This window comes from Micromonospora arborensis (assembly GCF_003205615.1).
GTDB lineage: Bacteria > Actinomycetota > Actinomycetes > Mycobacteriales > Micromonosporaceae > Micromonospora > Micromonospora arborensis.
Map to the genome: position 1 here is coordinate 40,736 of NZ_PYBV01000011.1, position 13,147 is coordinate 53,882.

11 protein-coding genes are annotated in these 13,147 nt (G+C 71.0%); 5 read left to right on the forward strand and 6 right to left on the reverse strand.

The genetic code is table 11. From position 1 onward, the window contains the following. The first annotated feature begins 9 nt into the window (after window positions 1-9). A complete protein-coding gene (locus tag C7C45_RS08100; protein ID WP_110563023.1) occupies window positions 10-465 on the forward strand; it encodes a GNAT family N-acetyltransferase in 456 nt (151 codons plus the stop codon). Here C7C45_RS08100 and C7C45_RS08105 read toward each other — a convergent pair whose 3' ends face one another. Continuing rightward, the gene (locus C7C45_RS08105; protein WP_110563024.1) at window positions 466-2,163 is read right to left on the reverse strand and encodes an FAD-dependent oxidoreductase; all 1,698 of its coding nucleotides are present in this window, start codon (window positions 2,161-2,163) and stop codon (window positions 466-468) included. 145 nt (window positions 2,164-2,308) lie between these two features. On the opposite strand from C7C45_RS08105, the gene C7C45_RS08110 reads away from it, so the two are divergent. Continuing rightward, complete coding sequence (locus tag C7C45_RS08110) at window positions 2,309-3,427, forward strand: LCP family protein (RefSeq protein ID WP_110563025.1); 1,119 nt, start codon at window positions 2,309-2,311, stop codon at window positions 3,425-3,427. 6 nt (window positions 3,428-3,433) lie between these two features. On the opposite strand, the gene C7C45_RS08115 is transcribed toward C7C45_RS08110, so the two are convergent. The 4 genes from C7C45_RS08115 to guaB form a co-directional block, all read right to left on the reverse strand. Next, window positions 3,434-4,888, reverse strand: coding sequence for a M1 family metallopeptidase (locus C7C45_RS08115; RefSeq protein WP_110563026.1), 1,455 nt, complete (start codon window positions 4,886-4,888; stop codon window positions 3,434-3,436). A 110-nt stretch (window positions 4,889-4,998) separates the two neighbouring features. Beyond that, a complete protein-coding gene (locus C7C45_RS08120) occupies window positions 4,999-6,378 on the reverse strand; it encodes a M1 family metallopeptidase (protein WP_110563278.1) in 1,380 nt (459 codons plus the stop codon). Between the two features lie 157 nt (window positions 6,379-6,535). Then, the gene (locus tag C7C45_RS08125) at window positions 6,536-7,654 is read right to left on the reverse strand and encodes a GuaB3 family IMP dehydrogenase-related protein (RefSeq protein ID WP_110563027.1); all 1,119 of its coding nucleotides are present in this window, start codon (window positions 7,652-7,654) and stop codon (window positions 6,536-6,538) included. Between the two features lie 30 nt (window positions 7,655-7,684). Next, window positions 7,685-9,247, reverse strand: a complete 1,563-nt coding sequence (gene guaB, locus C7C45_RS08130; protein ID WP_110563028.1) for an IMP dehydrogenase — start codon at window positions 9,245-9,247, stop codon at window positions 7,685-7,687. A gap of 185 nt (window positions 9,248-9,432) precedes the next feature. Here guaB and C7C45_RS08135 point away from each other — a divergent pair, with 185 nt between their 5' ends. Continuing rightward, window positions 9,433-9,852, forward strand: a complete 420-nt coding sequence (locus C7C45_RS08135) for a DUF5319 domain-containing protein (protein WP_110563029.1) — start codon at window positions 9,433-9,435, stop codon at window positions 9,850-9,852. 52 nt (window positions 9,853-9,904) lie between these two features. Here C7C45_RS08135 and C7C45_RS08140 read toward each other — a convergent pair whose 3' ends face one another. Then, window positions 9,905-10,723, reverse strand: coding sequence for a helix-turn-helix transcriptional regulator (locus tag C7C45_RS08140; protein WP_110563030.1), 819 nt, complete (start codon window positions 10,721-10,723; stop codon window positions 9,905-9,907). A 255-nt stretch (window positions 10,724-10,978) separates the two neighbouring features. Between C7C45_RS08140 and C7C45_RS08145 the strand changes: the two genes are divergently transcribed. Both C7C45_RS08145 and C7C45_RS08150 read left to right on the forward strand, forming a co-directional pair. Next, window positions 10,979-11,362, forward strand: a complete 384-nt coding sequence (locus C7C45_RS08145) for a WhiB family transcriptional regulator (RefSeq protein WP_110563279.1) — start codon at window positions 10,979-10,981, stop codon at window positions 11,360-11,362. Window positions 11,363-12,629: 1,267 nt separating this feature from the next. Continuing rightward, the coding region (locus tag C7C45_RS08150) for a hypothetical protein (protein ID WP_244200291.1) at window positions 12,630-13,147 on the forward strand (518 nt) is incomplete at its 3' end.

Genomic DNA, 13,147 nt, shown 5'->3' on the forward strand with positions numbered 1-13,147 from the left:
AGGACGGGTGTGACCGAGGTGACCGTACGGCTCTTCCGAGACACCGACGCCGAGCCGCTGGCCGTGCTCGTCGCCAGGTGCCTTCGGGAGGTCAACAGCCGCGACTACCCGGCCGACCTGATCGAGCGGATGTGCGCGCACTTCGACGCCGCCCGCTTCCGCGAACTCGCCACCGTCCGGGAGGTGTTCGTCGCTGAGCAGGACGGGCGGGTGGTCGGCACCGTGTCCCGGGACGGCAACAAGGTCTACACGATGTTCGTCGATCCGGACGGCGCCGGCCGGGGTGTCGGCCGTCGGCTCATGCACCACATCGAGCGGTTGGCCGGCGCCGACGGCCACGACCACATGGAGACCGGCGCCAGCATCACCGGGCACGGCTTCTACCAACGGTTGGGCTACCAGGACGTCCGGGTCAGCGAGACCGACTTCGGGCTCAACTACATCCTCCGCAAGCCGCTGCCTTAGCTAGGCACGCAGCGAGCCCGGGGCGTCCGCCGGGACCGCCGGGTGGTGCGGGGGGACGGGTGCCAGCCGGCGGTACGGGGAGCCGAGCGGCGGGCGGGGGTCCTCCTCGCCCCGGTTGGGCCAGAAGGACATCGCTCGTTCCGCCTGCGCGGTGATCGTCAACGACGGGTTCACGCCGAGGTTGGCCGAGACCGCCGCGCCGTCGACCACGTGCAGCCCCGGGTGCCCGTACACCCGGTGCCAGGGGTCGATCACCCCGTCGGCCGGGGTGGCGCCGATCACCGCCCCGCCCAGGATGTGCGCGGTGATCGGGATGTCGAACGGCTCGGTGACCGAGCCGCCGGGAGTGCCGCCGATCTCGTCGGCGAGCAGGCGGACCGCCGTGTTGCCGGCCGGGATCCAGGTCGGGCTCGGCGTGCCGTGGCCCGGGCCGGTGACCAACCGGCGGCCGAACGCGCCGCGCCGCCACCGGGTGGTCAGCGAGTTGTCCACCGACTGCATCACCAGGGCGATCACCGTCCGTTCCGACCAGCCGCGCACCGACAGCATCCGGGCGGTCAGCCCCGGCTGCCGCACGATGCTGCCCAACCAGCGCCGCACCCGGTGCGGGCCGCCGTCGACCAGCAGGGACTGGAGCAGCCCCATCGCGTTGGAACCGCGCCCGTAGCGGACCGGCTCGACGTGGGTCTGCGAATCGGGGTGGAACGAACTGGTGATCGCCACCCCCTCGGTGTAGTCGAGGCCCTCGGACCGGGCTCGTTGGCGTGGCACCGAGGCACCCAGGATCGCCTCCGAGTTGGTACGGGTCAGCTCGCCGAGGCGGGGCGAGAGCCCGGGCAGCACACCATCGGCCTTCATCTCGTGCAGCAGCCGTTGGGTGCCGAGCGCCCCGGCGGCGAAGACCACCTGGTCGGCGTGGACCGTCTGTCGCCCCGTGCGCAGCCAGGTGCCGGTGCGGACGGTGTGCACGTCGTACCCGCCGTCGGGGGCCGGCCGGACGGCCGTGACCGTGGTCAGCGGGCGCACCGTGACGCCGAGCCGTTCCGCGAGCCAGAGGTAGTTCTTGACAAGCGTGTTCTTCGCCCCGTGCCGACAGCCGGTCATGCACGAGCCGCAGTGCAGGCAGCCGGTGCGCTCCGGGCCGGCACCACCGAAGTACGGGTCGGCGACCCGCTGGCCGGGACGGCCGATGTGCACGCCCACCGGGGTCGCGTGGAAGGTGTGGCCCACCCCCATCCGCTCGGCCACCGCCCGCATGGCGCGGTCCGCGCCGGTGTCCCGGGGGTACGTGGTGACGCCGAGCATCCGCTTCGCCTGGTCGTAGTGGCGGGCCAGCTCGGCACGCCAGTCGGTGATGTCCCGCCACTGCGGGTCGGCGTAGAAGGCCGGCAGCGGTTCGTAGAGGGTGTTCGCGTAGACCAGAGAGCCGCCGCCCACCCCGGCGCCGGAGAGCACCAGCACCCCGGTGCCCGAACGCCGGTCAGCCGGCCGGAGCAGGGTGAGCCGTTGAATGCCGTAACAGCCCAGCTTCGGCGCCCAGAGGAACCGGCGGGCCCGCCACGACGTCTGCGGGAACTCGTCGTCGGCGAAGCGCCGGCCAGCTTCCAGCACCGCTACCGAGTAGCCCTTCTCGGCCAGCCGGAGCGCGGTGACGCTGCCGCCGAACCCAGACCCGATGACGACCACGTCGTACCGCATGGACGCATCATTACTCGCGAGTAGTGCTCGCGCCAGCGACGGTTTTTGCGCGATCATGCACCGGCCTACCGACCCGACACCGTCCGGCCGCAACCCGGAGCACCTGTCGGAGCGTTGTGCACCAGACGGGTGGAAGGAATCCAAAATGATCCTCGGGTCGATGGCGCCGCGCCGGCGGTGGCTGCTGCTGGGCCTGGTGGCCCTCGCCGCCGTCGCGTTGATCGCGGCCGGCGCGGTGGTGATCACCCGGTGGACCGGCGACAGCAAGCCCGGCGGCGCCCCGGTCGCCGGCTCACCGTCACCGTCACCGGTCGCCACGCCCACCCCGAGTCCGAGTGGCCCACCGCCGGGCGCGGACATCACCGGCCCGCTCAACCTGCTGCTGGTCGGTGTGGACACCCGGGTCAGCGTGCCCGGTTGGGAGCCGCACGCGGACGCCGTGCTGGTGCTGCACGTACCCAAGGGGTTGGGTCAGGCGTACCTCTTCTCCCTCCCCCGCGACCTGCTGGTCGACATCCCGGCGTTCCCGAAGGCCGACTACAAGGGCGGCAAGACCAAGCTCACGCACGCGATGAGCTTCGGCAGCCGGGTGCCGGGCAAGCCCAAACAACCAAGCACCGCCCAGGGGTACGAGCTGTTGCGCAGCACCGTCAGCGGGTACACCGGGCTGCGCATCGACGCCGGCGCGGTGCTCACGTTCAACGGGTTCGACAAGCTGGTCGACACCCTCGGCGGGGTGGACATCTACGTCGACCAGCGGGTCGCCTCGCTGCACCGCCGACCGGACGGCCGCTACCGGGAGAGCGCGCCGGGCGGCTACAAGGGACCGCAGCAGGTCTACGAGAAGGGCAATCAGCACCTCAACGGCTGGCAGGCGCTGGACTACGCGCGGCAGCGCTACATCACCGGCGGTGACTACGCCCGGCAGCGTCACCAGCAGCAGCTGATCCGGGCGCTGACCCGCAAGATCCTGGACGAGGGCCTGGCCCGGCAACCGGACCGGGTCGACCAGGTGACCGCGGCGCTGGGCGACACCCTCGTCTACGCGGGCGGGCCCCGGATCGTCGACGTGGCGTACGCCCTGGGTGGGGTGCCGGGGAACCGCTTCACGCTGGTCGGCCTGCCCGGTTCCGGCGTCGGCAAGGGCAGCGCCTACCGCGGCGAACAGCTCACCAACGACGGCCGGAAGTTCATCACCGAACTCCGCGCCGGCCGAGCGGATGCCTACCTGGCAGCCCACCCCACCCTGGTCGTCAAGAACTGACCCCGGTCAGAGCCGCTTGGGCAGGGCGGGCTTCTTGGTGCCGTAGAGCCAGGCATCGAAGAGCGCGTCGAGCTGTTTACCGGAGATGCGCTCGGCGAGAGCCACGAACTCGGCAGTGGTGGCGGTACCGTTGCGCTTCTCCGCCGCCCAGGTCTTGACGATCTCGAAGAACGCCTCGTCGCCGACGGCCACCCGCAGGGCGTGCAGGGTCATGCCACCGCGCTGGTAGACCGACTCGCTGAACAGCCCCGGCACCCCCGGCTTACCCGGCGGCGTCTTCCACACCTGCGCGGACGCCCTGGCGTACTGGGTGTCGAACGCCTCTTCGGCGGTGTCCTTCCTGGTGTGCTCGGCCCACAACCACTCCGCGTACGTCGCGAAGCCCTCGTTGAGCCAGATGTCCTCCCACTTGGCCAGCGAGACGCTGTCACCGAACCACTGGTGCGCCAACTCGTGGGCGACCACCTCGGTGTTCTCACCCTGCCGGAAGAAGCTGGCCGCGTAGACCGGGCGGCTCTGCGTCTCCAGGGCGTAGGAGATCCGGCTGTCGGTGACCACCACACCGCCGTACGCGTCGAACGGATAAGGCCCGAACACGGTCTCCAGGTAGTCGGCGACCTTGGTGGTCTCGGCGATCGACGAATCCGCGGAGCCGTTGGCCGCGGTCGCGACCGCGTTGTAGACCGGCTTTCCCCGGTGGGTGGCCGTGGTGATCCGGAACTCGCCGATCACCAGCGTGCTCAGATAGCTGGCCATCGGCGACTTCTCCGACCACTTCCAGGTGGTCCAGCCGTCCTTGCTGGCCTTACCGCCCGGCACGCCGTTGCTGACCGCGGTCAGACCGTCCGGAACGGTGATCTCGAAGTCGTAGGTCGCCTTGTCGGACGGATGGTCGTTGACCGGGAACCAGGTGCTGGCCGACTCGGGCTGCCCCAGCGCGATGGCACCGTCCGGGGTGTGCAGGAACCCGCCGTCACCGAGCGTCTCGTTCTTCAGCGGCTTCGGCACACCCGTGTAGGCGATCTCCGCGACGAACCCGTTGCCGTTGATCAGGCCGGAGGCCGGCTTGATCACCAGCTCGTTCCGCTCCCGGCGGTGGGTTGCCGGTGCGCCGTCCACGGTGACCGCGGTGACGGTCAGGCCGGCCAGGTCGAGGTTGAACGTCGACAGGTCGGCCGTCGCGGAGGCCTGCACGGTGGTCGTACCGGTGAGCTGGTCCTTCTTCGGGTCGTAGCGAACCTTGACCGTGTACCGGTCGACGTCGTAGCCGCCGTTGCCATAGCTCGGGAAGTAGGCGTCGCCGACCCCGGCGGCGCCCGCCGTGAAGGTCCGCGACGGGGTGGGGGACGCGCTCGGTGCCGGCTCCGCCTCCGTGCCCGTCGAGTCGCATCCAGACAGTGCGAGTGCCCCGGTCACCAGCAGAGCGGCGCCCATCCGCAGTCTGTGCCGCGTCACCCGCATTCCACACCCTCCCGCGTACGGTGGCGGTGGCGACCCAGGCCGCTCCGCGCGAACGGGCGTCTCCCCGCCGTTCCCAGGCGGCAGCATATCGACCGGCCGTCGTGGCGTCGTCAGGGCAGTGTGGGCGCCGACCCACCCACCAACCAGGCGTCGAAGAGCGGTCGCAACTGTCGACCCGCCACCCGCTCGGCCAGCGCGACGAGGTCCGAGGTGGTCGCGTTGCCCGCCGCACGCTCGGTGGTCCAGGTACGCAGGATGCGGAAGAACATCTCGTCACCGACGGTCCGTCGCAACGCGTGCACGGCGAGCGCCCCCCGCTTGTAGACGGCCGTGCCGAACATCCGCTCCCGCCCCGGCTCGACCGACGGCTGCGACCAGTCGATCGTCGCGTACTGCAGTTCGAAGTTGCGCTGGGCGGTCCGGCCGCCGTCGTGCTCCTCCCACAGCCACTCGGCGTAGCTGGCGAAGCCCTCGTTGAGCCAGATGTCGCTCCACCTGCCCACCGACACGCTGTCGCCGAACCACTGGTGAGCCAACTCGTGCGCGACGACGCTCAGGTTGGGCCGGTCGTCGGCGAAGAAGGCCGGCCCGTAGACCGGGCGCGACTGGGTCTCCAGCGCGTACCCGATCCGATCGTCGGCGATCGCGATCCCGCCGTACGAGTCGAACGGGTACGGGCCGAAGCGGCTGGCCAGAAAGTCGACGATCGCACCGGTGCGGGCCAGTGCGGTGGCCGCGCCGCCGGCCGGCGGCAGGCTCGCCGCCACCGCGGTGACCATCGGCCGGCCCGCGTGGGTGCCGACCACCACCCGGTAGTCACCGATCACCAACGTGCTCAGGTAGCTGGCCATCGGGGCGCGCTCCGACCAGCGCCAGGTGGTCCAGCCGTCGGCGCTGCTCTTCGGCCCGGGCACCCCGTTGCTCAGCGCGGCCAGGCCGTCCGGGACGGTCACCGCCAGGTCGTAGGTCGCCTTGTCCGAGGGGTGGTCGTTGACCGGGAACCAGGTGGCGGCCGAGTCGGGTTGGCCGAGCGCGACCGCGCCGTCGGCGGTGTGCAGGAAACCGCCGCTGCCCAGCGTCCCGTCGACCACGGGAGTGGGCACACCCCCGTAGTCGACCGTCACGGTGAACTGCCGACCACGCCGAAGCCCGTCGCGCGGGGTCACCACCAACTCGCCGTCGCCGCGACGGTGGTCGGCCCGCGCGTCCCCCACGGTGACAGCATCGACGTCCAGGCCGGCCAGGTCCAGATTGAACCGGGACAGGTCCTGAGTGGCCGTGGCGGTGATGACGGCTCGACCGGTCAGCCGGTCCGTCGACGGGTCGTAGCGGACGTCCAGGCCGTAGTGCGTGACGTCGTAACCGCCGTTGCCACGCCCCGGCACGTACGGGTCGCCGGCGTCGGCCGCACCGGGCCGGAAGCCGGCACCGTCGGTACCCGTACAACCGGTCGCGACCAACCCGATGACGCAGGTCAGCGCGGCGGCCATGGTGGCGAGGCGACTGCCGGCCCGCGTCCCTCCGGTCAGGACCATGCACACTCCTCCTGCGGCTTCCCCGGTCAGGACGAGCGTAGTCAGCGCCACCGGCCGCGCGGCCCGTATCGGCGATCAGCGCGGCCGGTCTTCCGGCGTTCGACGGGACGGGTCAGCGGTCGAGGACCAGGCCGACCTTCTGGAACTCCTTCAGGTCGCGGTAGCCACACTTGGCCATGGCCCGACGCAGCCCCCCGAAGAGGTTGAGCTGACCGTCGGCCTCGTCGGCCGGGCCGAAGAGCAGCTGCTCCATCGACCCGAGCGGCTCGCCGGCGACCTCGAAGGCGCCCCGGGGCAGCGACGGGTGGCTCGCCGCCGAGTGCCACCAGGCACCACCGGCGGGGGCCTCGTCGCAGAGCGACAGCGGCTCACCGAGCATCACCGCGTCCGCGCCGCACCCGAGGGCCTTGGCGATGTCGCCCGAGGTCTGGATGTCACCGTCGGCGATGAGGTGCACGTACCGGCCGCCGGTCTCGTCGAGATAGTCGCGGCGGGCCGCCGCCGCGTCGGCGATCGCGGAGGCCATCGGCACCCGGATGCCCAGCACCGACTCGGTGGTCGACCACTCGTCGCCACCGATGCCCACGATCACACCGGCCGCGCCGGTACGCATCAGGTGCAGCGCGGTCTTGTAGTCCGTGCAACCGCCGACGATCACCGGCAGGTCGAGGTCGGCGATGAACTCCTTGAGGTTCAACGGCTCGTCGGTGGTCGACACGTGCTCGGCCGAGACGATGGTGCCCTGGATGACCAGGATGTCCACCCCGGCATCCAGGATCACCGGGGCCAGCGCGAGGGTGTGCTGCGGAGAGACCCGCACCGCCACCGTGCCGCCACCGGCGCGCAGCTCACGGACCCGCTCGGCGATGAGGTCCGGGCGGATCGGCTCCGCGTACACCTCTTGGAGCCGCTTGGTGGCGCGGGCGTCCTCACCGAGGCCGGCCAGCTCGTCCAGCACCTTGGTCGGGTTCTCGTAGCGGGTCCAGAGCCCCTCGACGTTGAGCACACCCAGGCCACCGAGCTGACCGAGCCGCACCGCCGACGAAGGACTCATGGTGGCGTCGGAGGGGTGGCCGACGCACGGGATGCCGAACGGGTACGCGTCGAGCTGCCAGGAGGTCGAGACGTCATCGACGTCCCGCGTGCGGCGGCTCGGCACGATGGCGATGTCGTCCAGGTGGTAGCCGCGCTGCGCGGTCTTACCCAGCCCGATCTCGACCACGTCACGCATGGGGGGCTCCAGGTGGTTGGGGGTGGTGGGTCAGCGGGAGTGGTAGTTGGGCGCCTCGACGGTCATCTGGACGTCGTGCGGGTGACTCTCCTTCAAGCCGGCCGCGGTGATCCGGATCAGCTGGCCACGCCGGTGCAGCTCGGGGATGGTCGGGGCGCCACTGTAGAACATGCCCTGCCGCAGGCCGCCGACAAGCTGGTGGGCGACGGTGGCGAGCGGGCCACGGTAGGGGACCTGCCCCTCGATGCCCTCCGGGATCAGCTTCTCGTCGGAGATCACGTCGTCCTGGAAGTAGCGGTCCTTGGAGTAGGACTTCTGCACACCCCGGCTCTGCATGGCGCCGAGCGAGCCCATCCCCCGGTAGGACTTGTACTGCTTGCCGTTGATGAAGATCAGCTCACCCGGGCTCTCCTCGCAGCCCGCGAGCAGGCTGCCCAGCATCACCGAGTCGGCGCCCGCGACGAGAGCCTTGGCGATGTCGCCGGAATACTGCATCCCGCCGTCGCCGATCACCGGCACACCCAGCGGCCGGCAGGCCCGGGCCGCCTCCATGATCGCGGTGATCTGCGGTACGCCGACCCCGGCGACGACCCGGGTCGTGCAGATCGACCCGGGGCCGACCCCGACCTTCACGGCGTCCGCACCGGCCTCGGCCAGGGCGCGGGCCCCGGCGTAGGTGGCCGAGTTGCCCCCGATCACCTGCACGTCGGTCTCGCGCTTCAGACGCTGGATCATCTCGACGATGGCCCGGCTGTGGCCGTGCGCCACGTCCACCACGACCACGTCCACGCCGGCGTCGACCAGGGTCCGAGCCCGCTTGTACGACTCCTCGCCGAAGCCGATCGCGGCGGCGACCCGTAGCCGACCCGACGAGTCCTTCGTCGCCAGCGGGAACTGCTCGCTCTTGGTGAAGTCCTTCACGGTGATCAGACCGCGCAGCCGGCCGCCCTCGTCGACCAGCGGCAGCTTCTCGACCTTGTGCTTACGCAGCAGGTCGAGCGCGTCGGCCTTGCTGACCCCGACCGGCGCGGTGATCAGCGGGAGCTTGGTCATGACCTCGTGGACCGGGGTGGCCGGGTCGGAGACGAACCGCATGTCGCGGTTGGTGATGATCCCCACCAGCGCGCCGCTGGCGTCGGTCACCGGCAGCCCGGAAATTCGGAACTTCGCGCAGAGCCGGTCGACGTCGCGCACCGTGTCCTCCGGCGAGCAGGTCACCGGGTTGGTGATCATGCCCGACTCCGAGCGCTTCACCAGGTCGACCTGCTGGGCCTGGTCCTCCATCGAGAGGTTGCGGTGCAGCACACCGATGCCGCCGTTGCGGGCCATCGCGATGGCCATCCGCGCCTCGGTCACCGTGTCCATCGCGCTGGAGACCAACGGAATGGCGATCTCGATCTCCCGGGTCAGCCGGGTGCGGGTGACCACCTCGCTCGGGGCCACGTCCGACTCGCCCGGCTGCAACAGCACGTCGTCGAAGGTGAGACCGAGCGGAACCACCCGGGCAGAGCCGGTCGGCAGCTCGGGCAGGTGGCCGCCCAGGTCGGCGTACTCGACACCGGCCGCAAAGTCGGCGCTGGGCGAATTTTCCACGATTGCTCCCCTGAGCTGCTCGGATGGGCTTCAGCGAGGTGGCGCGGGCAGGCACCGGAGCGCGCCACGGTACCGGCACGTCACTTCATCGTACCCAGTGAGCTGGGCGGCTCATCCGTGGCGGGCCGGCCCGGCGCGTGCCCGGGGGGCGGACGTCCCCGCCGCGTTGGGTCTACGGTGAGGGGGTGCACGACGAGCCCATCGACCCGTTCAATGGCGACCCGGCCGATCCGACAGCGGGTCTGGAGGACCCGGGCGACGACGCGACGCCGGATCCGCTGACCGACGTCGAGCGGCAGGATGTGCTGGAAGACCTCGCCGACCTGGAGATCTACCAGGCTCTGCTGGCCCCGATTGGGGTCCGCGGGCTGGTGATCGAATGCGAGGACTGCCGGGAGCCGCACTACTTCGACTGGGACCTGCTCCGGGGCAACCTGCGGCACCTTCTCAACTCGGGTCGCCCCCGGGTGCACGAGCCCGCGTACGACCCCGACCCGGACCACTACGTGACCTGGGACTACGCCCGCGGGTACGCCGACGGGGTGCACGACACCCTGAGCGAGGGCACCGAGGACGAACCGGGCACCCCGACCGCCACCCAGTGACGGCGGCGCGCGACGGCGTGCCTCAGGCGACGGCGGCGCGCGACGGCGTGCCTCAGGCGACCAGGCCGGCCCGGAAACCGGCGGCCACCGCGTGCGCCCGATCCCGGGCACCGAGCTTGCGGAACAACCGGCGGGCGTGCGTCTTGACGGTGTCCTCCGAGACGAACAGCTCCCGGCCGATCTCCGCGTTGCTCTTGCCCTCGGCCATACCCAGCAGCACCTGAAGCTCGCGCTCGGTGAGCCCGATCGACGCACGGCTGGACCGGGCGTTCGGGGCGGGCCGGGCCGGGTCGGTCTGATCGGCCGCCGACTCGCCCGTCGCGGACTCAGGCTCGTCGTCACCCCGCTGCACCGGCACCGACGGCACACCCGCCTGCCCCTCGCCGGGCGTGGCCGCCCAGCCGGGCTCACCGGAACCACGCGGCGACGGCCCGGAGCGACCGGAACCGCCCACCGCCGCGGTGTCCCGGGCCGGATCGGTGATCCGCTGCCGGGAGGCCCGGCCGGGCGCGGTGAGCAGCAGCAGAGCCTTGGCCACCGCACTGGTCAGGTCGTGGTCGACATTCTGGATGAGACCCCGGGCGCCAGCGCTGATGGTGGCCGCCGCGGCCTCGGACTCCTCGGTGCCGAGCAGCACGACCGCAGCCTGCGGCGCACGGGCCAGCACCCGACGGACGAAGCCGGCGCTGTCCGGCCGGGTGAGGGCCGTGTCGGCCAGCACCACGTCGGCAGGTCGCTCGGCCAACCGCAGCATCACCTCAGGATCGGAGACGGCGGTACGAACGATTGCGGACAACCCCAGCCGCGCGGCAGCAGAAGTGAGGTGCTGGGCCGCGAGTGGTGTCCGAACGCACACAAGAACGGTATGCACTGTGGTCTCCTCTCCGCCAACGAGCAGACCATGACGGGGTCGGCTGGGGAGGGGGTTCCCGGCAATCCTTCGAACTTTTCCGACAAATAGGGCAGAAGCCGCAATTTCTCGGACGTTTTCGATCACAGAAGTGTGAGGCGGCGACGGCCCGGGTACCGGGAGATCCAGGCCGGGAACGGTGCGCCTGCGCGGCCCGCCGCCCGGATGCCGGCCACAAAAGGATTCTCGCGGAGCCGCGCGGGAGGAGGGGTGCTGATGTCGAACGTACGTAGACTGCCCGGACCCATCGTCGATCTCTGGGACTGGCAGCGACTCGGTGCCTGCCGAGGGCGGGACAGCGCCCAGTTCTTCCACCCGGACGGCGAGCGGGGTTCATCCCGACTGCGTCGCGAGTCCGCCGCCAAGTCGGTCTGCCGCACCTGCCCGGTGAGGGCCGAGTGCGCCGCGCACGCGCTGTCCGTCCGCGAGCCGTACGGCGTGTGGGGCGGCTTCAGCGAGTCGGAGCGACTGCGGCTGCTCGCCGTCGGCTGGGAGGACCTCGCTGACCGCCGGCACGCCCGGGTCGACGTCGCACGACTGGAGGCTCGCCTGGGCCGCCCGCACAAGTCGACCGTCCCGGCCCAACGCAACGTTGCCTGACCCGACACGTCACTGACTTCCGCGAACCGCGCCCCCTCATCCGGGGCGCGGTTTCGGCGTCCCCGCATCCGGGGGTGCCGTTTCGGCGTCCCCGCATCCGGGGGTGCCGTTTCGGCGTCCCCCGATCACGGCCGCGACGCTCACACCAATCAAAGCCGTGAGGGCCTGGTGGCGGACGTGGGGTCCGGCTGTGACCTGAGGGTCGGTAGTGGCTCGAGGGTCGGTAGTGGCCTGAGGGTCGGACGTGGCCCGAGGGTCGGACGTGGCCCACGGGTCGGACTTGGCCCGAGGGTCGGACTTGGCCTGAGGGGCGGAAGTGGCCCGAGGGTCGACGGCGCTGCCGGACCTCACGTCGACTGCGGGCCTCCCGAGGGCTGCGGGCCCCGGTCACTGCCGCACTCAACTCGACTTCCGCGCCGCACGCCACTGCCGGACCCCATGTCACCTGTCCCGGGACATGATCGACACCACATCGCCGATGTCGGGGTATCCCGCGCCTCGGATGCCCCCATGTCGGCGATATGGAGTGGATCATGTCCCGGGACAGACCACGCGAGGCAAACCATGCCCGAATGTGGGCGATTTGTCCGCCTTAGGGGACGTCGGGCCTGACTGGCCGCCACCACTTACGTGGCTTTTGTCTGACCTGGCCCCTTCTGGCCTGTGACCGGTCGCATCCATGGCCCGGAATCATGGCCAAGCCAGGGTCGTTACACACCCTGACGATCGCAGCACCACCGGCCGGCCCCGAGGATTGGGGTGCTGGCCGCGGGGTTGGAATGCCGACCCCCACCGGGTCGTTGTGATCCCCACGAACGACCGCCCGGCCGCCGCCTCCACGAGGTGCCGATGGACGGGCCACCCCCGGAATGACCCCAGCCCCCGGTCGTTACACACAGACCCGGAGCCCACAAGCCCTCGCAGGTGAGCGCCGAACCGGGCGCCACAAGCCCCTCCGCTCGCGGGTCGCCGCCGGGAATCGCCCCGGCCCCCGGGTCGTTACACCTGGACCCGGCGCCACAAGCTCTCCGCTCGTGGCCCACCCCCGGGGAGTGACCCCGGACCGCGAGTCGTTACACCTGGACCCCGGCGCCACAAGCCCCCGCTTGCAGGCCGCCGCCCCCGGCGCACGAGCCCCCCGCTCGTAAGCGCCGACCCCTTTCAGACTTTTCCCCGTTAGTGCAGCGCCCGGACGAGGTGCTCACACCCGGCACGCCTTCCCCCTTATGGGCGTGTGGGTGTCCTTACCCCCGAAGGAGCTACCCCCATGAACACGATCATGCGTAAGAGCGTCCTGTCCGTTGCTGGTCTCGCGTTCGCCGGTGGTGTCTTCGCCGGTCCGATCGCCGCCCACGCCAACCCGGCCGTGGACGCCAAGCCCGCCGCCGTCGCAGTGCAGGCTGACAAGCCGGACACCGCCAAGCTGATCCCGCACGGCACCCAGGGCGACCAGTCCCACATCACCCTCAACGACGAGCAGATCGGCAACGCCAAGGCGATCATCGCCGCCACGAAGAAGGCCGGCCTGCCCGAGCGGGCCGCGGTCATCTCGATCGCCACGAGCCTGCAGGAGTCGAAGCTGGAGAACCTGGGCCACCTCGGCGACATGAACGACCACGACTCGCTGGGCCTGTTCCAGCAGCGCCCGTCCAGTGGTTGGGGTACCCCGGAGCAGATCACCGACCCGGCCTACTCGACCACCGCGTTCCTCAAGGGCCTGAAGCAGGTTGATGGGTGGCAGGACATGCCCCTGACCCAGGCCGCGCAGACCGTCCAGGTCTCCGC

Bases quoted from the DNA above. Each gene is read 5' to 3' on its own strand.
- C7C45_RS08105 (WP_110563024.1), bottom strand. From the start codon at position 2,163: ATGCGGTACGACGTGGTCGTCATCGGGTCTGGGTTCGGCGGCAGCGTC.
- C7C45_RS08110 (WP_110563025.1), top strand. From the start codon at position 2,309: ATGATCCTCGGGTCGATGGCGCCGCGCCGGCGGTGGCTGCTGCTGGGC.
- C7C45_RS08115 (WP_110563026.1), bottom strand. From the start codon at position 4,888: ATGCGGGTGACGCGGCACAGACTGCGGATGGGCGCCGCTCTGCTGGTG.
- C7C45_RS08120 (WP_110563278.1), bottom strand. From the start codon at position 6,378: ATGGCCGCCGCGCTGACCTGCGTCATCGGGTTGGTCGCGACCGGTTGT.
- C7C45_RS08125 (WP_110563027.1), bottom strand. From the start codon at position 7,654: ATGCGTGACGTGGTCGAGATCGGGCTGGGTAAGACCGCGCAGCGCGGC.
- C7C45_RS08145 (WP_110563279.1), top strand. From the start codon at position 10,979: ATGTCGAACGTACGTAGACTGCCCGGACCCATCGTCGATCTCTGGGAC.